Origin of the sequence: Parasphingorhabdus sp., assembly GCF_039968395.1 — a bacterium.
Lineage (GTDB): Bacteria > Pseudomonadota > Alphaproteobacteria > Sphingomonadales > Sphingomonadaceae > Parasphingorhabdus.
The window spans coordinates 799,149-825,679 of sequence record NZ_JBDVPV010000005.1; the positions used below are offsets into that span (position 1 = coordinate 799,149).

At 53.2% G+C, this 26,531-nt stretch carries 27 protein-coding genes; 17 read left to right on the forward strand and 10 right to left on the reverse strand.

The window, feature by feature from the left end; all coding sequences use genetic code 11:
• The first annotated feature begins 63 nt into the window (after positions 1-63).
• Positions 64-1,254 carry an acetyl-CoA C-acyltransferase gene (locus ABJI30_RS14570; RefSeq protein ID WP_348017409.1) on the forward strand — a complete coding sequence of 397 codons (1,191 nt, stop codon included), beginning with the start codon at positions 64-66 and terminating at the stop codon, positions 1,252-1,254.
• A 23-nt stretch (positions 1,255-1,277) separates the two neighbouring features.
• On the opposite strand, the gene ABJI30_RS14575 is transcribed toward ABJI30_RS14570, so the two are convergent.
• On the reverse strand, positions 1,278-1,745 hold the full coding sequence (locus ABJI30_RS14575; protein ID WP_348017410.1) for an SH3 domain-containing protein: 468 nt from the start codon (positions 1,743-1,745) through the stop codon (positions 1,278-1,280).
• Between the two features lie 113 nt (positions 1,746-1,858).
• Between ABJI30_RS14575 and ABJI30_RS14580 the strand changes: the two genes are divergently transcribed.
• Together ABJI30_RS14580 and ABJI30_RS14585 are read left to right on the forward strand one after the other, a co-directional pair.
• A complete protein-coding gene (locus ABJI30_RS14580; RefSeq protein WP_348017411.1) occupies positions 1,859-2,857 on the forward strand; it encodes a D-glycerate dehydrogenase in 999 nt (332 codons plus the stop codon).
• Between the two features lie 112 nt (positions 2,858-2,969).
• On the forward strand, positions 2,970-4,283 hold the full coding sequence (locus ABJI30_RS14585; protein WP_348017412.1) for an ammonium transporter: 1,314 nt from the start codon (positions 2,970-2,972) through the stop codon (positions 4,281-4,283).
• Between the two features lie 23 nt (positions 4,284-4,306).
• Here ABJI30_RS14585 and ABJI30_RS14590 read toward each other — a convergent pair whose 3' ends face one another.
• The 6 genes from ABJI30_RS14590 to ABJI30_RS14615 form a co-directional block, all read right to left on the reverse strand.
• Positions 4,307-4,693, reverse strand: coding sequence for a GNAT family N-acetyltransferase (locus ABJI30_RS14590; RefSeq protein WP_348074388.1), 387 nt, complete (start codon positions 4,691-4,693; stop codon positions 4,307-4,309).
• A 71-nt stretch (positions 4,694-4,764) separates the two neighbouring features.
• Positions 4,765-5,124, reverse strand: coding sequence for a hypothetical protein (locus ABJI30_RS14595; RefSeq protein ID WP_348017414.1), 360 nt, complete (start codon positions 5,122-5,124; stop codon positions 4,765-4,767).
• 78 nt (positions 5,125-5,202) lie between these two features.
• Positions 5,203-5,532 carry a PilZ domain-containing protein gene (locus ABJI30_RS14600; protein ID WP_348017415.1) on the reverse strand — a complete coding sequence of 110 codons (330 nt, stop codon included), beginning with the start codon at positions 5,530-5,532 and terminating at the stop codon, positions 5,203-5,205.
• Between the two features lie 81 nt (positions 5,533-5,613).
• Positions 5,614-7,017: a nitronate monooxygenase gene (locus ABJI30_RS14605; RefSeq protein WP_348017416.1), complete on the reverse strand. Its 1,404-nt coding sequence runs from the start codon at positions 7,015-7,017 to the stop codon at positions 5,614-5,616.
• Between the two features lie 92 nt (positions 7,018-7,109).
• Positions 7,110-8,255, reverse strand: a complete 1,146-nt coding sequence (locus ABJI30_RS14610; RefSeq protein WP_348017417.1) for a glycosyltransferase family 4 protein — start codon at positions 8,253-8,255, stop codon at positions 7,110-7,112.
• Between the two features lie 33 nt (positions 8,256-8,288).
• Positions 8,289-9,161: an alpha/beta hydrolase gene (locus tag ABJI30_RS14615; RefSeq protein ID WP_348017418.1), complete on the reverse strand. Its 873-nt coding sequence runs from the start codon at positions 9,159-9,161 to the stop codon at positions 8,289-8,291.
• A gap of 59 nt (positions 9,162-9,220) precedes the next feature.
• Here ABJI30_RS14615 and ABJI30_RS14620 point away from each other — a divergent pair, with 59 nt between their 5' ends.
• The 7 genes from ABJI30_RS14620 to ABJI30_RS14650 all read left to right on the forward strand — a co-directional run bounded on the left by ABJI30_RS14620 (position 9,221) and on the right by ABJI30_RS14650 (position 16,208).
• The gene (locus ABJI30_RS14620) at positions 9,221-10,624 is read left to right on the forward strand and encodes a protein adenylyltransferase SelO family protein (protein ID WP_348017419.1); all 1,404 of its coding nucleotides are present in this window, start codon (positions 9,221-9,223) and stop codon (positions 10,622-10,624) included.
• A gap of 133 nt (positions 10,625-10,757) precedes the next feature.
• Positions 10,758-12,206, forward strand: a complete 1,449-nt coding sequence (gene astD / locus ABJI30_RS14625; protein ID WP_348017420.1) for a succinylglutamate-semialdehyde dehydrogenase — start codon at positions 10,758-10,760, stop codon at positions 12,204-12,206.
• Between the two features lie 66 nt (positions 12,207-12,272).
• Complete coding sequence (gene cobA / locus ABJI30_RS14630) at positions 12,273-13,088, forward strand: uroporphyrinogen-III C-methyltransferase (RefSeq protein WP_348017421.1); 816 nt, start codon at positions 12,273-12,275, stop codon at positions 13,086-13,088.
• Positions 13,085-13,381 (forward strand): DUF2849 domain-containing protein, encoded by a 297-nt coding sequence (locus ABJI30_RS14635; protein ID WP_348017422.1) that lies wholly within the window; start codon positions 13,085-13,087, stop codon positions 13,379-13,381. The genes cobA and ABJI30_RS14635 overlap by 4 nt, the downstream gene beginning before the upstream one ends.
• 2 nt (positions 13,382-13,383) lie before the next feature.
• Positions 13,384-15,015 carry a nitrite/sulfite reductase gene (locus ABJI30_RS14640; RefSeq protein ID WP_348017423.1) on the forward strand — a complete coding sequence of 544 codons (1,632 nt, stop codon included), beginning with the start codon at positions 13,384-13,386 and terminating at the stop codon, positions 15,013-15,015.
• The gene (locus ABJI30_RS14645) at positions 15,008-15,430 is read left to right on the forward strand and encodes a DUF934 domain-containing protein (protein ID WP_348017424.1); all 423 of its coding nucleotides are present in this window, start codon (positions 15,008-15,010) and stop codon (positions 15,428-15,430) included. Before ABJI30_RS14640 ends, ABJI30_RS14645 begins: the two co-directional genes overlap by 8 nt.
• Positions 15,423-16,208 carry a phosphoadenylyl-sulfate reductase gene (locus tag ABJI30_RS14650; RefSeq protein WP_348017425.1) on the forward strand — a complete coding sequence of 262 codons (786 nt, stop codon included), beginning with the start codon at positions 15,423-15,425 and terminating at the stop codon, positions 16,206-16,208. The genes ABJI30_RS14645 and ABJI30_RS14650 overlap by 8 nt, the downstream gene beginning before the upstream one ends.
• A gap of 99 nt (positions 16,209-16,307) precedes the next feature.
• Here the strand turns inward: ABJI30_RS14650 and ABJI30_RS14655 are convergent, their stop codons facing one another.
• The gene (locus ABJI30_RS14655; protein ID WP_348017426.1) at positions 16,308-16,577 is read right to left on the reverse strand and encodes a hypothetical protein; all 270 of its coding nucleotides are present in this window, start codon (positions 16,575-16,577) and stop codon (positions 16,308-16,310) included.
• Between the two features lie 313 nt (positions 16,578-16,890).
• Here ABJI30_RS14655 and ABJI30_RS14660 point away from each other — a divergent pair, with 313 nt between their 5' ends.
• Together ABJI30_RS14660 and ABJI30_RS14665 are read left to right on the forward strand one after the other, a co-directional pair.
• Entirely contained in the window at positions 16,891-19,296 is a 2,406-nt protein-coding gene (locus ABJI30_RS14660) for a hydrolase (RefSeq protein WP_348017427.1), read from the forward strand.
• Positions 19,297-19,322: 26 nt separating this feature from the next.
• Positions 19,323-20,120 (forward strand): class I SAM-dependent methyltransferase, encoded by a 798-nt coding sequence (locus ABJI30_RS14665; protein ID WP_348017428.1) that lies wholly within the window; start codon positions 19,323-19,325, stop codon positions 20,118-20,120.
• A gap of 12 nt (positions 20,121-20,132) precedes the next feature.
• Here ABJI30_RS14665 and ABJI30_RS14670 read toward each other — a convergent pair whose 3' ends face one another.
• Positions 20,133-21,632, reverse strand: coding sequence for a replicative DNA helicase (locus tag ABJI30_RS14670; RefSeq protein ID WP_348017429.1), 1,500 nt, complete (start codon positions 21,630-21,632; stop codon positions 20,133-20,135).
• 154 nt (positions 21,633-21,786) lie between these two features.
• On the opposite strand from ABJI30_RS14670, the gene ABJI30_RS14675 reads away from it, so the two are divergent.
• From ABJI30_RS14675 to ABJI30_RS14695, 5 genes are all read left to right on the forward strand, one after another.
• Positions 21,787-22,269 carry a UPF0262 family protein gene (locus ABJI30_RS14675; protein ID WP_348017430.1) on the forward strand — a complete coding sequence of 161 codons (483 nt, stop codon included), beginning with the start codon at positions 21,787-21,789 and terminating at the stop codon, positions 22,267-22,269.
• A gap of 52 nt (positions 22,270-22,321) precedes the next feature.
• Entirely contained in the window at positions 22,322-23,014 is a 693-nt protein-coding gene (locus tag ABJI30_RS14680) for a GH25 family lysozyme (RefSeq protein ID WP_348017431.1), read from the forward strand.
• A gap of 43 nt (positions 23,015-23,057) precedes the next feature.
• A complete protein-coding gene (gene dcd / locus ABJI30_RS14685; protein ID WP_348017432.1) occupies positions 23,058-23,612 on the forward strand; it encodes a dCTP deaminase in 555 nt (184 codons plus the stop codon).
• 52 nt (positions 23,613-23,664) lie between these two features.
• Positions 23,665-24,843, forward strand: a complete 1,179-nt coding sequence (locus ABJI30_RS14690) for a saccharopine dehydrogenase NADP-binding domain-containing protein (RefSeq protein WP_348017433.1) — start codon at positions 23,665-23,667, stop codon at positions 24,841-24,843.
• 109 nt (positions 24,844-24,952) lie between these two features.
• Positions 24,953-25,723 carry a metallophosphoesterase family protein gene (locus ABJI30_RS14695; protein ID WP_348017434.1) on the forward strand — a complete coding sequence of 257 codons (771 nt, stop codon included), beginning with the start codon at positions 24,953-24,955 and terminating at the stop codon, positions 25,721-25,723.
• Positions 25,724-25,805: 82 nt separating this feature from the next.
• On the opposite strand, the gene ABJI30_RS14700 is transcribed toward ABJI30_RS14695, so the two are convergent.
• Positions 25,806-26,513 carry a response regulator transcription factor gene (locus ABJI30_RS14700; protein WP_348017435.1) on the reverse strand — a complete coding sequence of 236 codons (708 nt, stop codon included), beginning with the start codon at positions 26,511-26,513 and terminating at the stop codon, positions 25,806-25,808.
• Positions 26,514-26,531: the final 18 nt, after the last annotated feature.

The following is a 26,531-nucleotide window of genomic DNA, read 5'->3' on the forward strand; positions in this document are numbered from 1 at the left end:
TTATGTGACAGCCACAACAGCGGAAGCAGAACACCCGCCCTGCAAAAATTGAAAGGCCCAGCCATGACTACACCGGATCCTATTGTCATTCTTTCCTACGCCAGAACACCAATGGGAGGAATGCTGGGAGCACTCGGAGAAGTCAGTGCGCCGGACCTGGGCGCAGTCGCCGTCCGAGCAGCAGTTGAGCGTGCCGGAATTGATGGAGCGGATGTTGAGCGCATCTATATGGGCAATGTCCTGTCGGCCGGTCAGGGCCAGGCCCCTGCCCGGCAAGCAGCGATATTGGGCGGACTGCCAGAATCCGTGGAAGCCACGACGGTCAACAAAATGTGTGGCTCGGGCATGCAGACCGCGATCATGGGCGCGGAAGCTCTGGCAGCGGGATCGGTCGACATGATCGTCACCGGCGGGATGGAAAGCATGACAAACGCTCCCTATCTGTTGCCCAAACACCGCGGCGGTGCCCGGCTTGGCCATGACCGGGTTATTGATCACATGTTTTTCGATGGTCTCGAGGATGCCTATGAATCAGGACGTGCAATGGGAAGTTTTGCGGAAGAGACCGCTACCGAATATCAGCTGACACGCGAAGCGCAGGATGAATATGCGATCGAATCACTGGCGCGCGCGAAAGCCGCTGTCGAGGGTGACGAGTTCGATGCGGAAGTCGTTCCTGTGGAATATAAAACGCGCAAGGGCAGCGTCGTCGTCGACAAGGACGAACAGCCTCTGAAAGGCAATCCTGACAAAATACCGCAATTGCGCCCTGCATTTGCAAAGGACGGAACCATTACCGCAGCCAATGCATCCTCAATCTCGGACGGCGCGGCTGCGATGGTGCTGACACGCGCGAGCGTCGCCGAAGCCAAGGGATTGAAATCAGAAGCCCGTATCGTCGCTCACTCCGCACATGCCCATGCTCCGGCAAAATTCACTACGGCGCCCGTCAGTGCAATCCAGAAGGTTCTCGAAAAAGCCGGTTGGGAAGTCAGTGAAGTCGATCTTTGGGAAGTCAACGAGGCATTTGCCTGTGTTGCGATGTTTGCGATGCAGGATATCGGCATTACGCGCGACAAATTGAACGTGAACGGCGGCGCCACCGCACTGGGTCACCCGATCGGTGCCAGCGGTGCACGGATCATGGTCACGCTGGTTGCGGCTTTGAAAAAGCGGGGCCTGAAAAAAGGCGTTGCGGCTCTTTGTATAGGCGGCGGCGAAGCCACTGCGGTTGCGATTGAAATGATCGACTAGCTGTAAGTCCGGCGCCGGGACCGCTATTTGAGCGGTTCATCGCCCCAGATATCATCAAACGCGACATAACCTAGCCGTCCGCGCACATCGAAAAGACACCATCCGTTTTCGCATTGCGAGATCTTTCCAACGACGCCCGGTTGCACGCGCCACGTCACCCGGGCGTCGGCTTTCGGCTTGGAACGAAGTGCCTGTGGCTGTTCACCAATAATCAAAGCAGTTCGTGACGCACTCAGCAAGCGCGCATGCATCCATCCTTGAGCACCATCGTGGTCCTCTACTTTTCGCCATGCCTTGTACCGTGCCAGGATCTTGATCGGCAGACGTTCACGCTTGTATATCCACATTGTCGGATATTCCGTGCTGGGGCCGGTTCGCATGCGGGCTTCGGGTTCATCTATCGACGCCCAATAGGGAGGTTGTTGCTGCGCCAAAGCCGGGCTGGCCAACGCTGCAAGCAATATTGAGACTGATAGGATAATGATACGCATTACAAACCGTAGAAGCTGTTTCCCCGCAGATATTGTCTCTAGACCGAAATCACTGCATTCTTCAAGCGTCGCCTGCTTGACCTGATGTAAAATTCAGGCATAGCAAAATCCATATGCCAGATTCTGCTCGCCCGTTGAAACCCCGCGTCATCATTACCCGTGAATTGGCCGATGCCGTTCACGACCGGATGGCAGAGCTTTTCGATGTCGTTCCCAATCTGACTGACAAAGAGTTTTCCCGCGACGATCTGATCGCGGCGATGGCGGACTGCGATGTCCTGGTTCCTACTGTTACGGACCGGATCGATGCTGAAATGATCCAGAATGCACCGGACCGATTGAAGCTCATTGCCAGCTTTGGCGCTGGTGTGGATCATATCGACCTCGCAGCCGCACGAGCGCGCAAGATCATGGTCACCAATACGCCGGGTGTGTTTACCGAAGATACAGCCGATATGACAATGGCCCTCATCCTGTCAGTTCCTCGCCGTCTCGCAGAGGGTGAAAAACTGATGCGGTCCGGAAAATGGGAAGGATGGAAACCATCCGGAATGCTTGGCCATTGCATTGGCGGCAAGAAACTTGGAATCATCGGCATGGGCCGCATCGGTCAGGCTGTTGCACGCAGAGCCTCGGGCTTTGGCATGTCGATCATCTATCACAATCGCCGCCAGTTGCCGCCAGCGGTCGAGGAATCCGTAAACGCCACTTTTGTCAGCGACCTCGAGGAGTTGATCGGCGGCAGTGACATCATTTCACTTCATTGCCCCCATACCGATGAAACGCACGAGATGATCAATGCGAAGCGTATCGCGATGATGAAACCATCTACCTATCTGATCAATACCGCGCGCGGAGACCTCATTGAAGAGGACGCGCTGATCAAGGCCCTGCAAGCAGAAACTATCAGCGGCGCAGGTCTTGATGTTTACACACAAGAACCAAAAGTCGATGATCGATTGCTCGATCTCAAAAATGTTGTCCTGCTTCCGCATATGGGCAGCGCGACCTTTGAAGGCCGCGAAGCATCGGGAGAACGGGTCACGGCAAATATCAGAGTGTGGGCTGATGGACACCGACCGCCGGATCAGGTGCTCGACGGCTGGATCTGACTACCCTCCCCGCTTGACGGTTGAGTCCGTTGACGCACTCGACTAGACATTCGACAAATAATGATTCGATTGTGCCAAATGGCGTAACAAGATTGTGACGGCAGGGATTTTCATGAAATATCTGAGTAAATTTTTTATCGCATTGCCCGCAATGCTTGCAACCGCGATACCTGCGAGAGCTCAGGAAACTTTCGATCCTGCCGCAGCGGCTGGCGACAGCGGAGATACCGCCTGGATTTTGACAGCCACAGCTCTCGTATTGCTGATGACTTTACCCGGATTGGCCTTGTTTTACGGCGGTCTTGTGCGCTCCAAAAACTTCCTGTCGGTTCTGGTGCAATGCATGGCGGTGGCCGCGATCTGCTCAGTATTGTGGGTTGTGGTTGGATACACATTGGCATTCGGGCCCGTTTCGAATGGCATTTTGGGCGGCGGATTGAACTGGATGCTAATGGGTCTCGGCAATGTCCGCGAAGGGCTGTCTATTCCCGAGTCCAGTTTCGCGATGTTCCAGATGACTTTTGCTGTCATCACCCCTGCCCTGATGGTCGGCGCATGGGTTGAACGCGCGCGTTTCGGCTGGGTAGTCGCCTTTTCTGCTCTTTGGCTGCTGGTCGTCTATGCGCCTGTAACCCACTGGGTATGGGGTGGTGGCTGGCTCAGTGGACTGGGCGTTATGGATTTTGCCGGCGGCATTGTCGTACACACAACTGCAGGCGTGTCTGCGCTGGTGGCTGCGATCATGATCGGAAAAAGGATCGGCTGGCCAAAAACTCTCATGCTGCCGCATAGTCCTGCGTTGACGGTAGCTGGTGCTGGTTTGCTTTGGGTCGGCTGGTTTGGCTTTAACGGCGGTTCGGCGCTGACCGCTACAGATGACGCATCCACAGCGATCATCAACACGCATGTTGCCGCGTCTGTTGCCGCATTGATGTGGATATTGATCGAACGCATCAAAGTAGGCAAATCGACGGCTGTTGGCGTTGCCACCGGAGCTATTGCGGGATTGGCAACCATTACACCTGCTGCCGGATTTGTGGGCCCGGGCGCTTCCATCATCATTGGCGCAGCAGCCGGAATGGTCTGCTTCTTCGCTGTTGGACTGGTGAAAAACAGCTTCAAGATCGATGACAGCCTGGATGTCTTTGCGGTTCATGGTGTCGGCGGAATTCTTGGAAGTCTTCTCCTGGCGCTATTCGTCAGCGAAAGCTTCGGCGGCGTGGGCTATGCGGATGACATGGCGTTCGGAAGCCAGTTTGTCGCACAGTTGATCGGCGTTGGGGTCGTTGCGATCTGGTCGGCTGTTGCCACATTGATCCTCGGCTATGGTATCTCGTTTGTCCTGCCGATGCGGGTGAACGAAGATGACGAGCGCGATGGACTGGATATCTCCAGCCATGGTGAGCGGGCATGGGATCTCGACTGAGTTCAGGTTTTCGTCAAAACAAACTAGAGTTTCAGATGCAGAAACTGGTTGAACCTTGTTTCGGTGTAACCGCCAAACGCAATCCCGTTTGCAAAACCATGCTTGCGATATAGCGCCAGCGCAGGCTCAAATTCGGTACCCGACCCGGTTTCAAGACTAAGGCACCGATATCCCCGGTCCATTGCGACTGAGATTATGTGCAACAAAAGTGTCCCGGCAACACCCTTGCGCACATGCGCTGGATCCGTGCGCATGGATTTGATCTCGCCGACAGAAGATGAAAGTTCTTTTAGCGCCCCGATGCCCATAAGTGCCTGGTTCTCCCAGACAGACCAAACAGTGATGTCCGGAGCCTTCAGGCCGCCCGCATCCAAGGCATTGACGCTTTCCGGAGGCGAATTGCTTTGCATTCCCGCCAAATGTGCTGACAGCAAGTTTTGAACGCTGCGCCCCGAAAGATCATCCACACGAATATCCATGATCAGGCAAAAAAGGCTTTCCAGCCAACATAAGCGAGGGCGGGCAAGCCGATGCCGTCGGCGATTGCTATTGTCTTCAACGATGGCGGCTGTCCGTAAACAACGTAGATAATCAGGAAACTGATCATCGACAGCGCGGTCAAAACAAAGGCCAACCGGCGTGCTCCGGGATCAAATGCTGCCCAGACACAAGCGATCATGACAACGCCAAACAGGGCCGCACGGTGATGCAACAGCGCAAAATTCGGATCTTCGGCTGCAACCGAGTATAAACTTGTGAGTAGCGATGGCCGGAAAAACGCGATGAAAGGCGGAAGATGGATAACCAGTCCCAGTATCAGCCAGCAAATCCGTTCCAGCATCGCTCCGCCTCCATCTCGATCGCATGATGGCTTGTTCTAGGCGTGCAGAACCGGAATTGATACCGGATTTTGGATGGATTAGCTGACCAGAGTCAATCGGCGCAATATTTCCGGATCCAGTGCATCGGTGAAGCGACAACCGGCCTGCTTGACCTTTTGCCAGACAACTATCGCTTTCACGGCATCAAAGGCGGCCACATTCACTTGAATTTCTTCACCTTCGCTGAACACGGCGTCGGCTTCCAGCCGGCATCCGTATACGGAAATATCTACCAAATCTGCGGAAATTGCATTTTTATTGGGTCGATTGAGAGAAGCCCTGCGGATTTTGACATTGTGACGCGGTACGGCCCTGCGATTTAACGCCGCCGGCTCAACTTTCCTGTACCGTGTGGATTTTAATGCCATTTGCCTGTCCAACCCCGATTGGCGACCTTTCTTCTGGATAAACCAAAATGGGTACCGAGAGGTTAACAACAGCAAATAAAGTTAGTCTCCGGTTAAAATCCGGTCCACCAACTGTTTGACCGTGGGCACAAAGCCGTTGGAATAGAATGGGTCTTTCCCAAAATTATAGGCCCCGTGACCGGCGAACATCAAATGTTCCTCCACCGGTGCGCCGTGAACGATCTCCTGGAGGCTCTTCTGGATACAGAAGCTACGCGGATCGGCCAGACGTCCCGTGCTGTTATTGTCCGTATCTTTCCATGACGAGAATCCGCAATGGGACAGGCAACCCATGCAGTCTGCCTGATCCTTGCGGATCATTTTCGCTTCCGCAGGGGTTGTAAATATAATCGTGTTGTCTGGCGTTTTCAGAGCCATTGTAAACCCGAGACCATCCCATTCCCGTGCCCGCAGCAGATCATTGCGAGTAACCCAGAAATTCTTGCCTTTCACTCCCACATCAAGTTGATGTGTATGTTCACCCGCCTTTTCGGTGGAATAGGGAATCTGACGTTCCGACCGTGATTCCAGACTGCGCAGGAATTCGTTGCGAACCGCCGAAGAATAGAACCCGGTAGGTGAAAACTTGTGGAGAAGTACATCGCCTTCCTTGATCTTGGTCAGTTCACCTTTCCACGATTCCGGAATGGGGCTTTCCCGTGTCAGCAAAGGACGGGTACCAAACTGAAAGGCAATCTGTCCCAGTTCATCATTATCGATCCAGTTGTCCCAGTCTTTTAGAGCCCATACACCGCCCGCCATGATGATCGGTACACTGTCAGCAATACCTTCGCCGCGCATCACATCGCGCAAGGCCTTCACACGGGGATATGGATCTTCGGGTTTACGAGGATCTTCGGCGTTGGACAGACCATTATGTCCGCCAGCCAGCCAAGGATCTTCGTACACCACGGCTGCCATCAGATCAGACACCTTGTGATAGGCGCGCTTCCAAAGTGCCCGAAAGGCGCGGCCGGAACTGATGATCGGCAGGTAGTTTACACCATATTGCTGGGCAATTTCTGACAGCTTGTAGGGCATGCCTGCACCGCAAGTCACACCGGCAACCATGCCCTTGGTTTGTTCCAGCACACCGTGCAGAACTTGCTGCGCGCCGCCCATTTCCCAGAGAACATTGATATTGATGGCGCCCTTGCCATCGGAAATTTCGAAAGCCCTTTTGACTTGCGCCACGGCACCATCAATGGCGTATTTAACCAACTCGTCGTGACGTGCACCGCGTGTTTTGCCATGATATATTTGCGGGATAACATTGCCGTCATCATCATAACTGTCCGCATTGACTGCAGAAACCGTACCGATTCCACCAGCGGCGGCCCAGGCACCAGAACTTGCATGATTTGTGGCTGCGACACCTTTTCCACCCTCAATCAACGGCCAAACTTCGCGACCGTTATACTGGATGGGCTTTACCCCTTTAAACAATATCGTCTCCTGTGTTCCCCGACTGCCGATATAGACAGTGCCTCTCCAAAATGCTCGTAAAAACGCTCAATTCTCAAATTCAATTCCGGGCGTCATAATTTTGGCCCGAAATTCCTTCGTCCAAGCGCGTGTCCGTAAAGAATAGCGTAACGAGCCAACATCTTGGTTTCGTTATATTCCGCCTGCGCCTTCAGGCGGTTTTGCTGCCCCGTATCCTCGCGCAACTGGGCGTGCTGGACCAGAGTGGTCAAGGCTTCGGCAAACTGTTTCTCGTCAGTCGCTGGTTTGATAAATCCCTTATTGGCCTGCGAAACCATCGTGCTGATGTCACCAACATCGGTTGCCACGACCGGGCAACCAGCGGACATTGCCTCGATCAGGGAAATCGGAAACTGCTCGCTGTCCGAAGACAGGGCGAAGATATCAAACAACCCAACATATCGCGCCGGATCGGGGAGAAAACCGGGCATGAGCAGTCTGTCTTCCATATTGCAGCGCCGCGCTTCCGCCTGAATGGCATCCTTTTCCGGTCCCTCGCCAACAATGATCAACCGGACATTGTCTCCCGCCGCTGCACATGCCCTGACCAAACGTGGCAAATTCTTGACCGATCGCAAACCGGCCAGGGTTCCGACAACAATTTCATCCTTGGACTTTTTGAACCCAGGCAAAGCGCCGCGCTGGGGCTTTTTAGCGAAACGTTTCACGTCAATGCCGTTGGGAATTCGCTGAACCTTTTGTATCGGCTGTTTCCAGATATCGGTCGCGATCTTCTCCAGTCGTTCAGACGGTACCACTATGGCCTGACTGCTTCCAAGCGCGAATTTGCGGAACAGATTGCGTTTCCAGTTCAGTTTTTTGTGTTCGTCTTCGTTAAATCCGTCCTCATGATGGATAAGCGGCGGAAGCCCCTCAATGCGGGTGAACAGCGTTCTTGCCATAACGCCGTCCATCGATCCCCAATTATAGGACAGGATGAGGTCAAACTGGCGATAATAGGACACCAACTCGCGATATCGCGGGAGAGAAGGCTTGCCGGCCAGTGATGGCGCATCCTTCGGAAAGGACACTTTTACATCTGCGTCAATGGCATCGCGGGCGCTGAGGCTGTCGGGTTCCGCAGACAGGATCACATGTTCGGCATGTCGTCCAAAATGATTCATCAACCGAACGGCGCGTGCTTCTTTGCCACCCAGATTGAAGGTGCTATGCAAATGCAGGATTTTCGCTGGTCTCATGAGGTGATGAAGTTGCTTTTTCGGGTGGAGAAATCAATCAGTGCGTTGGAGCAATCCGACTATGGCGTCAAGAGCAGCCGGCTCTTCCAACGTGGGAGCATGTCCGACTCTGGGAACAGTCACCAGTTCCGCTTTCTCGAGCCTGTCGATCATCTTGCGAGCCGTAATGTCGCTGAATAAATCAGATAATTCACCACGCAGAATCAACGTAGGAATTTCTTTCATGGCATCCAGTGCTTTCCACAACGGAGCACTGCCCCCACCTTTCGATTCAAACGGTTCCGAAATTTTCATGTCATAGTCGAGTTTGATCCGCCCCGAGCTGTTCATGCGGTAGACTCTTTTGACGAACGCGATCCAGTCATTCAGTTCATAATCAGGAAAAATATCGCCACTCGTTGCAGCCATGTCCCGCGCGGCATGAGCCCAGGTATCAAAGCTCCGCCCCTGCCCCACATAGCTGCCAATCCGATCCAGTCCTTCCTGATCGACATCTGGTCCGATATCGTTCAACAAGGCGCCCTTGATGCACTCGGGGTGCCGCGCAGCGATCAGCATTGTGACGATACCGCCAAGCGATGTTCCAAAGAAAATCGCGTCTGGCAGATCAAGTTTATCCATCATCTTTATGATATCTGCGACATAGGTTCCGGGATGATAGGTGGCGCTGTCCTTGGCGTATTCACTTTCACCGCGACCACGCAGGTCAGCCATGATCATCCGGCGGCTCTCGTTTCGCTGGTTCAGCAACGCTGGCAAATTCGCGAAATCTCGCGCATTTCTGGTCAAACCGGGCACGCAGACAATCGGCGTCAACCTGTCGTCACCCGGATAGTCGCGACAATGCAGCTTCAGGCCATCACTGGACTCCCAGAACCTGTCTTCAAATGTTGCAGCTTCATTCATATGCAAAACCATCCCCGTTCTCGCTTGCCGTGCCCGTGTTTAACGGTCACAGATACTGTATGTCCTATAAACCTCAGGCCGACCCGGCAACTTCTTCTTCCTATCGAGCCGATGTCCAGATTACCACTCTGGGCGCGGAAATTGGTGATCCGGTAAAAGCTGCTGAATTTCCGGCACATAAACTGCGCTTTCGCAATGATGTGTGGGATGCTTCTGTAGGTCTGGAAAAACTGGATAAAAAAAACTGGGTCGATCATTTCGGACGTTTTGATCCATTACCCGACAATCTCGATCCGCCGCTGGCGCTGCGTTACCACGGCCACCAGTTTCGCAATTATAATCCCGAGATCGGTGATGGCCGGGGCTTTCTGTTTGCACAGCTTCGCGATCATGAAAACCGATTGATGGACCTTGCCACCAAAGGGACGGGTACAACCCCCTGGAGTCGCTCCGGAGATGGCAAGCTTACTTTGAAAGGCGGTGTACGCGAAATTCTTGCCACCGAGATGTTGGAAGCTCTTGGTGTCGACACTTCCAAGACCTTTTCCCTCGTTGAAACCGGCGAAGAATTATTTCGAAGTGACGAACCTTCCCCGACCCGTTCTGCGGTCATGACCCGGCTGAGTCACAGCCACATAAGATATGGCACATTTCAAAGGATCGCCTTTGAACGCAACGAGGACCTGATGAAAAAGCTGGTCGTCTATTGCCTGACCCACTATTTCGGCGGACAGCAATCCGACAATCCGGCGATTGAATTGTTCGAGAAAGTGACCGCGCAGGCTGCGAGACTGGTTGCGGGTTACATGACTTCGGGTTTTGTGCACGGTGTACTTAACACCGACAATATAAATATTACCGGTGAAAGCTTCGATTACGGGCCATGGCGCTTCACTCCATATTGGGAGCCTGGATTCACTGCCGCCTATTTTGACCATGAAGGACTTTACTGTTTCGGACGGCAGCCCGAAGCCCTGCATTGGAACCTGGCACAATTGGCGAGCGCGTTGCGACTGATCTGCGAAAGCGATCCGCTGGTTGCGATTCTGGAGAAATTCCCGCGACTCTATGGCGAGGCTTTTGCTTCACATTTCTGTTGGCGTCTTGGGCTGGAAAGCCGCAGTTTTGAACAGGACAAGCCACTTGTCATTGCGGCCGAAAAAGCGCTCTCTGCAAAAACCGTCTCAATCGACCGGTTTTTCTTTGATTGGGGTAGTGGCGTGACGGAGGGAAATGACGCATATCAAGGCGATGAATTCACCGAGTTCAAGGACATTATCTCCGGTCATCCTCGATCTCGAGTTGTCTCCAGTGACTATTGGACCGGTAGCTCGCCCTGTTCTATGCGTATCGAGGAAGTGGAAGCCATCTGGAGCGCCATCGCCGGGGATGACGACTGGGAACCACTCAATCGAAAAATCGCCGCGATCCGGGATATGGGGAAGGCATTGCGGTCTGGCTAGACAGTTGCGCAGACGAGAACGCCGCTTGAACAATCACTGGAGTTGTTACAGGGAGACGTACACGATAAGGAAGAAAGTCCGTTTAAGTATAGAGTATGTTCCGTCCCGCAAATCAGAATGAGTCACCCTTTAATTGACCAAACTTGTTTCTATCGAACCCGCCACCGGAGCGACATTGTGGGAAGGCCAGGACGGTGACGCTGACGCAGTTGTAGCCACGGCACGTGAGGCCTGGCCACAATGGGCCGCTCTGCCTCTAACCAAACGCATTGAATCAGTCCGCCGCTATGCCAATCGGATCCGGAGCAACTCGGATGAACTCGCCGAGCTCATTGCGCGCGAGACCGGCAAACCGGTCTGGGAAGCCCGAACAGAAGTCGAAGCTGTCATCAAGAAAGTGGATATTTCGGTCAATGCCTATGCGGAACGCACCTCACAACGAAAACTGTCCGGCCAACCGGGAATGCGGACGGCTTTGCGCCACAAGCCCCATGGTGTGCTCGCGGTACTTGGCCCATATAACTTCCCTGCCCATCTCCCCAATGGACATATTGTTCCCGCGCTGATTGCCGGCAATACGATAATATTCAAACCATCCGAAAAAACGCCCGCTGTCGGGCAATTTCTGATCGATGCCTTTTCCGCAGTCGGAATACCCGACGGTGTAGTCAACATATTGCATGGCGGTCCGGAAACCGGGAAGAAACTGACCAACAACGATGATATCGATGGCGTGTTGTTTACCGGATCAGCCCAAACGGGTGTGGCATTGAATCGCCAGTTCGCTTCGCGGCCAGACAAGATACTTGCGCTAGAAATGGGTGGAAACAATCCAATTGTTGTCTGGGATACTGACGATATTCACAGCGCAGCGGTGCTCGTTGTGCAATCCGCATTTCTGAGCGCAGGTCAACGCTGTTCGGCCGCCAGCAGGCTGATTGTCAAAGACGAACTTTACGACCGTGTCGTCAAAGAAGTAAAACGCATTTCCGATCGCCTTATCATTGACGAACCTTTCAGTACCCCGGCGCCGTTCATGGGGCCTGTTATTGACAATGACGCAGCGGACGGCTTGACCGAAAGCTTCTTGGCATTGATGAGTGCGGGTGGACGACCAATCAAGCATATGGCACGGCCCGTGTCGGACCGCCCTTTTCTCACTCCCGGAATTATTGACGTCACAAGCCTGGAAGAGCGCCCGGATATTGAGTTATTTGGTCCGATATTGCAGGTCGTGCGCGTCGCGGATCTGGATATGGCCATCGCAGAGGCAAATAATACGCGTTACGGGCTGTCTGCTGCACTTATCGGCGGAAGTGCAACCGAATATGATCAATTCTGGTCGCAAAGCCGGGCCGGAATCGTTAACTGGAACAAAATGACCGTTGGCGCTTCATCCGAAGCTCCGTTTGGAGGCATTGGCCTGTCCGGGAACCATCGTCCAAGTGCCTATTACGCAGCAGACTACTGCGCTTACCCGGTAGTTTCAATGGAGGCGGAGCAAACCAGAGCCTCGATTGGGGTTGGCCTGAAAGACGAAGATATCGTCAATGCTGCCGAAGTCGACGACCCGGCTCAATAGTTTAGCTTAGGCTGCTGAAAAAACTTCTGCTTTGTAAAAAAACCGGTGCCCCAGCATATCAGCAGCATGAAACAGCAGCCAAAACTATCGCAAACACGATCCGGACGGGACAATTCCCGACAGGGCATCGTTTATCTTGTCGGAGCCGGCCCCGGCGATCCAGAGTTGCTCACCTTAAAGGCAGCACGGCTTTTGGCCGATGCAGATGTGATAGTGCACGACGGCCTCGTCAGTCGCGAAATTCTGGATCTCGCCCCTCCGGAAACACGCCGGATTTCAGTCGCAAAGCAACGTTCCAAACATAGCGTGGCGCAGGGTGACATTAACGCGCTTCTCGTCGCGGAAGCCCGCAAGGGTCATGTGGTGGTGCGCCTCAAGGGCGGTGACCCTTTTATTTTTGGTCGCGGCGGCGAAGAAGCTGATGACTGCAGAGAATGCGGCATTTCCGTGGAAATCGTTCCAGGCATCAGCGCCGCCATGGGGTGCGCAGCTCAAGCCAAAATGCCCCTTACCCATCGCGATGCTTCGAGCGCGGTCTCGTTTGTTGCCGGGCAATGCAAGGGACTGTCTGATCAAAACTGGTCAGGTCTTGCCGGAAAAGGCCGAACGCTGGTCATCTACATGGGTGTTGCGAACGCCGGCGCGATTGTCGAAAAACTGATCGCGGACGGCGCTTCACCCGACCTGCCCGTGGCGGTTCTGGAAAATGGAACGCGCGAAGACTTTCGGGCTCTTCGCACTTTGCTGACAGATCTTGGTGATCTGGTTCAACGGGAGCAAGTGAAAAGCCCCGCCCTTTTGATCGTGGGCGAAGTCGCACGTTATGGCGATGCAGAGAATAAATTTCAGGAATATGCCCAATTGGCAGGAGTAATCGCGTGAAGATATTGACTGGCAACGATCTTAAAACAGGTGATGTCACCTGGTGGACTGGCACCGGCTGGTCGCGGCATGTCGAACAGGCTGCGGACGTGGGTGAACATGGTGAGCGGATATTGCACGAAGAAGAAGCCGCCCGCCGGGTTAACGCACCTTATATTATCGACGCGGAAAACACGGAGGATGGCCCCCGCCCCGCACATATCAAAGACCGCGTCCGCGCCTTGGGCCCGACCGTACGTCCTGACCTTACATTAAAACCGGCTGATCCTGATGCCGGAAACTGGGTGATCTGAACATGTATCAATATGACCAATATGACCAAGAAATGGTCGATACCCGCGTAGAAGAGTTTCGCGACCAGGTGAAACGACGCCTCGCGGGAGACCTGACTGAAGATCAATTCAAGCCGCTGCGCCTGATGAACGGCCTGTATTTGCAGCTGCACGCCTATATGTTGCGCGTTGCCATCCCGTACGGAACGCTAAATGGCAAACAGATGCGGATGCTGGGTCATATCGCTCGCAAATATGATCGGGATTACGGCCATTTCACCACTCGCCAGAATATCCAGTATAACTGGATAAAGCTTGAAGATGCCCCCGATCTTCTGGCTGATCTGGCGAGTGTTGAAATGCATGCCATACAGACCAGCGGCAATTGCATCAGAAACATCTCTTCCGATCAATATGCCGGTGCCGCCAAGGATGAAATTGCCGATCCGCGCCCGTGGGCAGAGATTTTGCGCCAATGGTCGAGTTTCCACCCGGAATTCTCCTATCTGCCGCGCAAGTTCAAAATTGCGGTGATCGCCAGTGAAGAAGACCGGGCCGCCATGCGCCTGCATGACATCGGCATCCAGCTCGTCCGCAGGGATGGTGAACTGGGCGGAAAATTCTTTGTCGGTGGCGGAATGGGACGCACCCCCATGATCGCGCCTGAAATCCGGGACTTTGTTCCGGCGGACGAATTGATCAGCTACACCGAAGCCTGCTTGCGGGTTTATAATCGCTATGGTCGTCGCGACAACAAGTACAAGGCGCGGATAAAAATACTCGTCCATGAACTCGGCGCAGAAGAATATACCCGCCAGGTCGAAGAAGAATTCGCTCATATGAAAACACTGGGCATCGATCCGCCGGTTGCTGAACTGGCGCGGATAACCGAATTTTTTGCAGACCCTGAATTTGACACCAATGCTTCGGATGAACTGGATTTGTCTGATCCTGATTTCAATCTCTGGGTTGACCAGAATACGGTCGCGCACAAGCAGGATGGATATGCAATTGCAACAATCAGTCTGAAACCCAAAAGCGGTATCCCCGGAGACGCTTCGTCAGACCAGATTGATTTGATGGCTGATCTGGCGGAACAGTATAGCTTTGACGAATTGCGGGTGACACACAGTCAGAATATCGTCCTGCCCCACGTCAAGAAAAGCGATCTCTATGCGCTTTGGCAGAAGCTGGATGAAGCTGGACTGGCACCGGCCAATCTCGACTTGATCACCGACAGTATCGCCTGCCCCGGCCTCGATTACTGCAGCCTGGCAAATGCCCGTTCGATCCCTCTTGCCCAGAAAATCAGCGAACGCTTTGCTGATCTGGGTCGGCAGCGGGAATTGGGCGAATTGAAGCTCAAAATATCTGGCTGCATCAATGCCTGTGGCCACCACCATGCCGGACATATCGGAATTCTCGGCGTCGATCGAAAAGGCACGGAAAACTATCAGCTTCTGCTTGGTGGTTCCGCGGCGGAAGATACCAGTCTGGCGAAGATCACCGGACCGGGATTTGATGAGGATGGCGTCATCAATGCCATTGAAACTGTGACTGATCTCTATCTCGCCGAGCGCGAAGGAGAAGAGCGTTTTATTGACACGTATCGCCGTGTCGGCATGGCACGGTTCAAGGAGGCTATCTATGGTTGAAGCAATCAGATTTCGCGACGATATCCATGAAGAGCCGGCAGTTTCGCTGGACGCCTTTCTCGATCAGTCCAATGCGACAGCAGTTCGGATAGAGGCCGGTGAAGACGCGCGGTTACTGCTCCCTCTCCTGGACCGGATTTCCCTCGTTGAAATAGATTTTCCGGTGTTCGGTGATGGTCGTGGCTATTCTGCAGCACAGATCCTGCGCGAAGCCGGTTACAAAGGAGAACTGCGGGCCAGCGGAGATGTTCTGGTTGACCAGATAGGCTATATGCGCCGTTGCGGATTTGACGCATTCCTGCCTGACAGCCCAATTGATCCCAATGTCATGGAAGAGGCGCTCGCGCGCTATGACAATGTCTACCAGGGTACGACGGACCAACGTGCACCGATCTGGAAGTTGCGTCATGGGTGAGGCTGCGAGAAAAATTGACATTATCGATGCACGGCCGGACTTTACCCAAGCTGACGCCGACATGTTCAATGCGCGCTTTAAAGATGTGCATGCGTCCGAAATGCTGAAGACATTGTTCGCCGAAGATCAACTGGGAGAAGTAGCCGTCGTTTCATCTTTCGGGACAGAAAGCGCGGTACTCCTGCATTTGGTGTCCACCGCAGATCCCAATATCCCGGTAACGTTCGTTGATACGTTAAAGATGTTTCCCGAAACCCTGGAATATCGAGAAACACTGATTCAAAAACTCGGATTGAACAACACCCGGATTGTCCAACCTGATGCCGAGGTTCTGGCAAAAAAGGATGAAAATGGGCTGAGATGGTCGTTTGATCCGGACGGTTGTTGCGATATTCGCAAAGTGGAGCCGCTCGCGCGCGCCAAAGAGAATCTGAATAGCTGGATTTCGGGGCGCAAGGCATTTCAGTCATCAACCAGGCAAAACCTTCCACGGTTTGAAGTTGAGGATGGGCGACTGAAAATCAATCCGCTTGGGGACTGGATCAAGGAAGATCTCGAGGCCTGGTTTGAAGAACATGACTTGCCTCGCCACCCGCTCGAGGCGCAAGGCTACCTTTCCGTCGGCTGCGCACCCTGCACATCCAAAGTGCTGCCTGGTGAAGACCCGCGGGCTGGCCGTTGGCGCGGATGGGACAAGACCGAATGCGGAATCCATGAAGAGGTTACGCCGTTACCCGTTGCCGGGGACGATAACGGAGCCAACGACCCAATCTTCTGACCGGCGGCCAATTACTATTGCCAAAAAAATAGCGGCCAGTCCGGGAGGAGGACTGACCGCATATCTTGGGGGCTGGATCAAACAGTCTTGCTGTTTGACTTATTTCGGATCAGGAGCTCCGTCACCGTCCTGATCGAAGGTATCCGGGGCGCCATCGCCATCCGTATCCCAACTGTCCGCTTTTCCATCACCGCGTTGATCCCAGGCGTCCATGGTGCCGTCGCCATCCGTGTCGATGGTGGCTGGTGCCGGTGCGGCCTCCGGTGCAGCTTCAGTTGCATCTGCCGGCGGTGTTTCCTGAGCGATGGCAGGCGCTGCAACAAAACCTGTCGCGGCAAGTGCTGCAGCCAATAGGGGTAATTTTCTCATTTACTTAACTCCGTCATTAATCCCCTGCCGACACCGAAAATGGCGGCAAATAGCAGATTTTCTAGACCCAATCGATCAGCAGAACAATCGACACGCCCAAGTGAAAAACACCGGAAACTGGTCGTTTTTCTCGCGCGGCTCATCTTGTCGACGAGGATGCGAATTGATTTTGACCTACGAATCGATTCGGACAAATATCTGAATTTTCTTGGCATGGTGTTTGCATAATTCACTGGGAGAAAACTGGATTTCTGTGTCTGCTGCCCGTGGCATCGGACCATTGAACGCCTAATGCCGAAGGGAAGTTAAACAGATGAAACTGGACATTGTTGCAAGCGAGATAAAATCTCTTCTGAGTGATATTGACGAGCCGATAGAGATACTGTCACTGGATTGTTTTGACACCCTGATCTGGCGAAACGTCAATATGCCGGTCGATGTTTTCCATGATCTCGATATTCCCGAAGCCGACATGGAAAAGCGCGTGCGGGCCGAAAACAGGGCACGAAAAGCACTGGTCCTGAAATCCCGCAAGAACGAAGTCACAATCGAGGATATCTATACCAGCATGTTTCTGGAAGCCGATGACGCGTATGTTGCAGAGTGTATTGAAAAGGAAATGCAGGCCGAGGCAATGCACTGCTTTGCATTCAAGCCGGTCAGCGACCTCATTGCCGATGCGAAGCAACGCGGATTAAAGGTGATGATTGTATCGGACACCTATCTTCCGGAACCTCTTTTGCGCAGACTCATCACCGATGCAGCAGGCAAGGAAACCGCAGAACGCATCGATCGCATTTTCTGCTCCTGTGACTACGGAGCCAGCAAGGCGGGCGGGCTGTTCAAACATGTCCTGGCTGATCTTGGCGTTTCACCAAAAACAATCCTGCATCTTGGTGACAACAAGATTGCCGACCAGGAATCACCGGACAAACTCGGTATCTGTGGTGTCCATTTCGAGCAATTTGACGATGAAGCCGGCGAGCGTCTGCGTCTCGAAGCCATGGCGTCAACGATATTGGAGCATGATACCCGCCGCGGCGCCCCTGCCCTGCAGCCGCATCGCGCACAGATATCGATCCGTGAAGGCGATGAACCGGTTTTTCAGTTTGGACATGACGTGCTCGGACCTGTTTTTCAGGGGTTTTCCCGCTGGATCGCCGATGAAGCGGACGAAATAAAGGAACGCACAGGTAAATCACCAAAACTCCTGTTCTTGCTGCGTGATGGCTATTTGCCCGCCCAGGCCTTTCTCAAGGCCTATCCCGATCGGGCCGAAGATGTAGCGATGGTCGAACTCAGCCGGTTCACCGCCAATGCCGCCAGTTTCAACAGCAAGGAAGCGATCAAGTCATATTTGATGTCCGAAGCGACCGGCAACAAGGAAGATGCCTATTCCAAACAACGTCAGGCGGCCTATTGCCGTCAGTTGCTGTTTTTCAAAAATGAAACGGCAAAACTGGCCAAAGTCAGTACTGCTAAAGCCTTTGTCCAGGAAATCCTCAAACCCGGAAACGTAAAAAAGATTGTGGAACGTTCGCGCAAGTTTGCAACCCGCTTGTGCGCGCATCTTCAGCGCGCGGGAGTGGAATCGGGCGATACCGTGATGTTTGTGGACCTTGGCTATAATGGATCGGTTCAGAATGTGATTGAACCGATACTCGCTGAACAGATGAACCTGACGGTTTCCGGTCGCTATTTGTTGCTCCGGGAACTGATGGTTACAGGCCTTGATAAAACGGGTCTGATCGATCTCCGCCACTATGACAACAGCGCCCTGAACTCGCTGTGTGAATCCATCGCCGTGCTGGAACAGTTATGTACGCAGGCGCAGGGGTCGGTTCTCGATTATCATGATAATGGCGAGCCCAAACGGGACAGCGCAGACGTCAAGGGCCAGCAAAGCGAAGCCCGTGAAGAAGCGCAGGCCGCCTGCCTGAAATATATGAGTGATCTCGGTTCGGGCTGGGACACGGTTCCCGCTTCTTGGGATGGTGAATGTGCCCGCCGTATGGCCGCCGCCAGTCTGACTCGATTGCTGTTCCTGCCGGTGGATCGGGAAGTTGCGATCTTTGAGGCGTTTCATCATGACGTGAACCTTGGCACCAAGGACAAGATCAAACTCATCGACACGGAAGCGGCAGCGACCGGTATCCGTCGTCGCGGACTTTTTTATACCAAGAACGTAACGCGTATCTATTTGCCCGGAGAGTTGAGACAACAGGGCATGCAGGCGCTATTGCCGGTCTTCGCCAGCAACAGGTTTGCGCTGGATCTTCGTCAAAACGACTTTCAGACGAGCGCGATTACCCTTCCCACGGTACTGGCAGACGATTCCGAGCATGTGCAGGTGGAGATTAATGCATATCCGACCAATGACGGATATTATCAGGCACTTATTCCGATCGGAACCGGACAGTATAATATCGCGATCATGGTCGGACAGGTTTTCGACTGGATGCAGATTGAGGATATCAGTTTCCATGAAGTCGACAGCTTCATGAGCCAGAAAATCGATGATGATTCCATACCGGCCTTCCCGGTGTGCGAGGCGATGGAAGAACAGGCTCCCGGTTTGCATCATTGCATGAACGAGAATTCCTTCATCCTGATCCCGCCCCCTTCAATCTCAACTGGCGAACCGATCATGCTCAGCATGGTTTTCCGGCCCACGGTGCTTCGCCAGACTGATGTCGTAAATCTGAGAGAGGTCGCCTGAACATGCCAAATTTACTGATCCATTCCATGTCCGAATTTGCTCAGATTATTGTGGAAGCCCTGCATCACTCGGGGGCTTCTCGCATCGCTGAAATCGGCGCAGAATATGGCGGAATGTCAAGCGTTCTGGCTGACTTTGCGGACAACAAAGATGATGGACATCTGTACAGTATCGATCCTGCACCCAAGCAAGAATTTCTCGAATGGGTAAATGATAATGATCATGTCACCCATATCGCAAAACCCAGCCTCGATGCGTTTGATCAGTTGCAGAATATTGATGCCTGGCTGGTTGATGGTGATCATAACTGGTTCACGGTTTTCAATGAACTCAAGGCCATTGATGCGGCTTGCCAACGCGACGACAAGCCTCTTTTGGTGGTACTCCACGACGTTTGCTGGCCGTCAGCCTATCGTGATTCCTATTATTCTCCGGACACTATTCCTGCCGAGTTTCGGCACAATTACAGCATGGATGGCGGCGCGAAACCCGGTAATCCGGGCTTGCTCCCTGACGAAGGATTTCGCGGCATGGGACAGTTTGGCATGGCGATGCATGAAGGCGGAGAACGCAACGGCGTAAAACGTGCGGTGCTTGATTTTATCGACGAAACCGAGTCCGAAGATCGTCCGTTATCCTATGCCGAAATACCGGCTGTTTTTGGTTTGGGAGTATTGTTTGACACGAACGTGCCATGGGCCGGGCCATTGAGTGATCTGCTCGTCCCGCTGCACCAAAACCCCTTAATCGCAAAGCTTGAGGAAAATCGACTGGCCAATTTCCTGACAGTGCTCGACTGGCAGGATGGACATATCAGCCGTTAGGGCAAACTGCCGCTAATAGTCTTCCGGAGCGTCTCCATAAGCCAGATCACCAAATTTGGTGAACTCACTGAGGAAGCTAAGCTGGATATTGCCGGTTGAACCTTGCCGGTTTTTGGCGACGATCACAGTTGCTTTGCCTACCTTGCTCTGGTGATCGGTTTCCCATGCCAGATATTTGGCCTTCTGTTCTTCCGTCGAGTTTTCATCCGGATCGTCGGGCTTGACCGCGAGATGATAATATTCGTCGCGGAAAATGAACATCACGATATCGGCATCCTGCTCGATTGAGCCGGATTCCCTGAGATCTGACAATTGCGGTCGTTTGTCTTCGCGGCTTTCCACCTGACGACTGAGCTGAGAAAGCGCCACCACGGGACAATTCAGTTCTTTGGCAAGAGTTTTGAGACCTCGGCTGATTTCCGAAATCTCATTCACCCGGTTGTCATTTGCACGGCCAGAGCCCTGGAGCAGCTGGAGATAATCGACGACGATAAGATTGATGCCGCTACGCCGCTGCAGACGCCGTGCACGGGTACGCAAGGCAGCTATGGTCAGTCCGGGCGTATCGTCAATAAACAGCGGCAGATCCTGCAACTCTCGTGATGCCAGTGCCAGACGGTGCATTTCGTCGCGGCTGATCGCGCCCATGCGCAGCTTTTCAGAGCTTATCTCTGCCTGTTCGGACAAAATCCTTGTCGCCAGCTGATCCGCTGACATCTCGAGGCTGAAAAAGGCGGTTTTCGCTCCCAGCGAATCTTCCGGCTCGATCCCGTCAGCTATATCTCTGCGAAACCGGTTTGCAGCGTTGAATGCGATATTGGTCGCAAGCGATGTCTTGCCCATACCGGGGCGACCGGCAAGGATGAGCAAATCAGATTTGTGCAAGCCACCCATTTTGGCATTGAGGTCAGTCAGGCCGGTTGTGATGCCCGATACTTTGCCGCCGCTGTTAAAGGCGCGCTCGACATTGTTCAGAGCTACGGTCGATGCCGCCAGGAAGCTTTTCACGCCGCCTTCCTGCGCTTCACCTTCAGAAACGCGGTAGAGTGATGTTTCGGCTTCTTCGATCTGTGTCTTGGGATCAACTGCCTCGCTGGTGTCCAGCGCGCTCTCTACCAGCGTTCGCCCCACGCTGACCAATTCTCGCAGCAAAGCCAGATCATATATTTGATCAGCAAAGTCACGGGCCCCGATCAGTCCTGCCCCATCGCCGGTGAGTTTGGCAAGATAGGATGGGCCGCCCAATTCTTTCATGACCTCGTCGGCTTCGAAATAGGGCTTCAACGTCACGGGAGTAACCACCATATTCCGATCCAGAAGCTTCAGCGCCTGTTCGTAAATTCGTCCGTGCAGCGATTCGTAAAAATGTTCTGGCCTCAATTTGATCTGCACGTCTTCGGCCACGCGATTGTCGATCAGCAAAGCGCCTAAAAAGGTCGCCTCTGCCTCTACATTGCGTGGAAGGCGCTGGTTGCCTTCTTCATCATTATCAAAACGCATTAGTTCAGCCATGTGCCCTTCATCCACGTTCAAGCGATTCACGGCAAGGGCGTTCCGCGATAATTCCGATTCAGCGGGGGACAGTATTGTGGATAAATGAGGATGATTTTGTGCTGCACTGCAAAAACTCTTGTCCAATCCCCTGCGCTGCGGCAACAGGGCCAGAATGTCCGATCCACGTATCATTGATGTCGAGCTTGATGAAGCGACGATCATTTGGCGCAATGCCGATATCGAACAGGAACGGCGCATTGCGATTTTCGATCTTATCGAAGAAAATCATTTTAAACCATTGCGGGAACATCCGGACGGTTATGCAGGGCCGTTCAAGCTTAAACTCAGCGTCCAGGAGGGACGCCTGGTCCTTTCAATGGCGCGCGAGGATGACGAGCCGCTGGAAACGCTGATCCTGGCTCTGGGACGGTTTCGTAGACCCATCCGCGATTATTTCGCCATCTGCGACAGCTATTATCAGGCCATCCGCAAAGCAACGGCACAGGAAATCGAAACCATCGATATGGCGCGACGCGGTGTGCATGATCACGGTGCGGAACTGCTGATGGAACGCCTCGACGGAAAAATTGACGTCGACTTCAAAACGGCGCGTCGCCTCTTCACATTGATCTGTGTATTACATATCAAGAATTGAGCGATTCTCTTTTCAGAGAATGGCTCCAAATATCTGAATTCCGGGAAGTTGCGTGGCAGATCAAAACAGAAAAACGAGATTGCTGCGCTTTGGGTTGATTGTGCTGGCATTGCTCGTCGTCGCATTGATATTACGGAATATTGCAATCAGTTGGGCTCCGGCCCGCGATCAGTATCCAGTTCAGGGGATCTCGGTTGATGCCAGTCATGGTAACATTATCTGGCACGTGGCCGGCGCCACCGGTGTGGATTTCGCATATGTCCGTGCCACCTACGGAGCAGAAGATCGCGATCCGACCTTTGCCGTGAACATCAAGGGAGCAAGCGATGCCGGTATTCGCTACGGTGCCATGCACGAATATACGCTGTGCCGGCTCGCCACGGATCAGGCGACCAATTTTGTCACGACCGTCCCGCGCGGCGACAATATGTTGCCGCCGGCCATCCGGCTGGCCTTTGACAATGGATGCAATGATCGTCCGGGCCGGGCACTGGTACTCAGCGAGCTCAACACCTTTCTCAATCAGGTCGAAGGACATAGCAACAAACCGGCAATAATCGTCGTTTCAAAGGAGTTTGAAGAAGACTATGCCATCAGCAGCGCCATAAACCGGACATTCTGGCTTGAAGGAAACTTCTTTCCACCGGACTACGCGACCAAACCATGGGTTATGTGGCGCGCCTCGGACATGCGTCGGATTAGCGGAATCGATGGACCGGTAAACTGGAATGTTGTGCGGCCATAGTCAAACTGGCATGTGATGCACAAAAGCGAACAGAAGGACGAATATGAGCATACTTTCCGACAAGTGGATCCGTGAATCGGCGCAATCAACCGGCATGATCGAGCCATTTGTCGAGGCCCAGAAGCGTGATGGCTGCATCAGTTACGGTCTTTCATCCTACGGCTATGATGCGCGCGTGTCGGACGAGTTCAAAATCTTCACCAACGTGGACAGCGCGGTGGTTGATCCAAAAAACTTCGACGCGCAAAGTCTCGTCGATCGCAAGACAGATTGCTGTATCATTCCGCCCAACAGCTTTGCCCTGGCGCGCACTGTAGAATATTTCAGGATACCAAGAGACGTTCTGGTAATTTGTCTCGGCAAATCCACCTATGCGCGCTGCGGAATCATCGTCAATGTCACGCCGCTGGAGCCGGGCTGGGAAGGACATGTTACACTGGAGTTTTCGAACACCACTCCCCTGCCCGCCAAAATTTACGCCAACGAAGGCGCCTGTCAGTTTCTGTTCTTGAAGGGCAATGAGCCTTGTGAAACAAGTTATGCGGATCGAGCAGGCAAATATATGGGCCAAAAAGGTGTGACTCTGCCGAAACTCTAGGCCATAAGCAGGTTTCGAAAAACAACTTAACCAGAAAAATGGGAGCATATCCATGTCCGACGCACGCGAATTTGATGTCATCATCTACGGCTCAACCGGCTATACAGGCCGTCTGGTTGCCGAATATATGGTGCAGGAATATGGAGTTGGCGGAGACGCTCCCAAATGGGCCATGGCCGGCCGCTCGCAGGAGAAGCTTGAAGAAGTACGCGACCTGATTGGTGCGCCTGCAGAAACACCCCTTGTTGTTGCAGATTCCGACGATGCTGGTTCCCTGGACATGATGACGAGCCGGACAAAAGTACTTCTGACCACGGTCGGCCCGTATCAGCTTTATGGCAACGAAGTCGTAGCCTCCTGCGTGAAGAACGGCACCCATTATGTAGACCTGTGCGGAGAACCGGGCTGGATGCGCGAAATGATTGACAAACATCAGGACGCTGCGGAGAAATCCGGAGCGCAGATTTGCTTTTCTTGTGGCTTTGACTCCATTCCCTTCGATCTCGGCGTTCTCATGCTTCAAAAGGACATGCAGAAACGTTTTGACAAGCCGGCAAGCCGTGTCAAAGGACGGGTACGCGCAATGGAAGGTACGTTCTCGGGCGGTACAGCAGCCAGTCTGACAGAAACCATGAAGGCCATTGCCAAAAACCCGTCACTGGTAAAGATTCTGGCAAGCAGTTTCGGCCTCACACCGGGCTTCGAGGGACCTGATCAGCCAAATATGGTGATCCCGAAGCATGACAAAACCATAGATAGCTGGGTGGCTCCATTCGTGATGGCGCCAATCAATACCAAGAATGTTCACCGCACCAATTTTCTTGCCGACTTTCCGTATGGTGAGGAATTCAAATATGATGAGATGGTTGTCACCAGCGCGGGTGACATAGGCAAGCAGGCCGCTGAAATGCTGGCCAAAGCCAACCCGTTTGGCGACAATCCACCGAAACCCGGAGAAGGACCAACCAAGGAACAGCGCGATAACGGATTTTATGATGTCCTGTTCCTCGGCGAAACGGTCGATGGTGACACGGCAAGCCTTTGCGTCAAAGGCGACAAGGACCCCGGTTACGGCTCAACATCCAAAATGATCGCTGAAAGCGCCCTTTGCCTTGCACAGGACAAAATCAAGCATGGCGGCGGCGTGTGGACGCCCGGCGCGCTGATGGGCAAGAAACTCGTAAAACGGCTCGAAGCCAAAGCCGGACTGAGCTTTACCGTCGAGAGTTGATTGGTTAAGTGGCCCGCTCCGCGGGATCAGAAACACCAAAGGGAGGCAGATATCGCGCTTGCGGTTCTGCCTCTTGATTTTTCCGCCATGCAATACAAAGTTTGATGTCATGTTGAAGCGTCTGTTTGGAAAAAAAGCCGAGAAAACCTACCTGGATCATGCCGTGATTCCAGAAGGACGCCGTGTCTATGCCATCGGTGATATTCATGGCCGAAATGATCTGCTGAAACAATTACTCGACCAGATATCCGAAGATGACAAGGCTCGCGGACAGGCGGAAAGTGAAATCATCTTTCTCGGTGACCTGGTGGATCGCGGGCCGGACAGCGCCGGAGTCATCGAAACGGCGATGCAGTTAAAGGACCAGAAAACCAATGTCCGCTTCCTGATGGGAAATCACGAGGAAGTCTATCTGGCGGCTGCGCGGGGCAGTGAGAAGGCAACGCGCTTTTTCACCCGTATTGGCGGCAAGGAAACTATCCTCAGTTACGAAATCTCGATGAAGGAATATATGGACCTGGATAACGAGATGCTGGCAATCCGTCTGCCAGACCTTTTCCCGAAGAGCCATGTGGCATTCGTGAGCGGCTTTGAAGACCAGATCATCATTGGCGACTATGCCTTCGTACATGCCGGCATCCGGCCTGAAGTTCCTTTGGCAGAACAGAAATCCAAAGATCTGCGCTGGATTCGCGAAGAATTTTTGTCAGCAACCCAACTTCACGAGAAAATGATCGTATATGGACACACGATCAACGAAGAGGTTGTCGAGCAGAACAACCGCATCGGCATCGATACCGGAGCTTATTACTCAGAAAAACTCACGGCGCTGGCTTTGGAAGGCAGCAAGCGCTGGTATCTCGATACCGCCCGCACATAAAAAGATCGACGAAACGTGAAGTTCCGTCGATCTTGTTTGATCAGATACGCAGATCAAATCTGAAGGGTAGTGATTGTAATCCTTAGGCGACTTGCGCTTCCGGACCGCTATCTTCTTCGATATCACGAAGGACATAGCCGCGTCCCCACACCGTTTCGATGTAGTTTTCGCCGCCGCATGCCAGCGCAAGTTTTTTACGAAGCTTGCAAATAAACACGTCAATAATCTTGAGTTCGGGCTCATCCATTCCGCCATAAAGGTGGTTGAGGAACATTTCCTTGGTCAGCGTCGTACCTTTGCGCAACGAGAGCAATTCGAGCATTGCATATTCCTTGCCGGTCAGATGAACGCGGTTGCTGTCGACTTCTACCGTTTTGGCGTCGAGGTTCACAGCGAGCTTGCCGGTGCGGATAACTGATTGTGAGTGGCCTTTGGAGCGACGTACAACAGCGTGAATGCGGGCTACCAGTTCTTCCCGGTGGAAAGGCTTGGTCACATAATCGTCGGCACCAAATCCGAATGAACGCACTTTGCTGTCCATTTCGCTGATACCTGAAAGAATGAGAACTGGCGTTTGCACCTTGGCGACACGCAGTTTCTTGAGAACATCATAACCATGCATGTCAGGAAGGTTCAGGTCGAGACATATAATGTCATAGTCATAGAGCTTACCAAGATCGAGGCCCTCTTCGCCCAGATCTGTAGTGTAAACATTAAAGCCTTCAGTTGCCAGCATCAGCTCAATCGCTTTTGCGGTCGTTGGCTCATCTTCAATCAACAATACACGCATCGGGTAACCCCTTTTCCT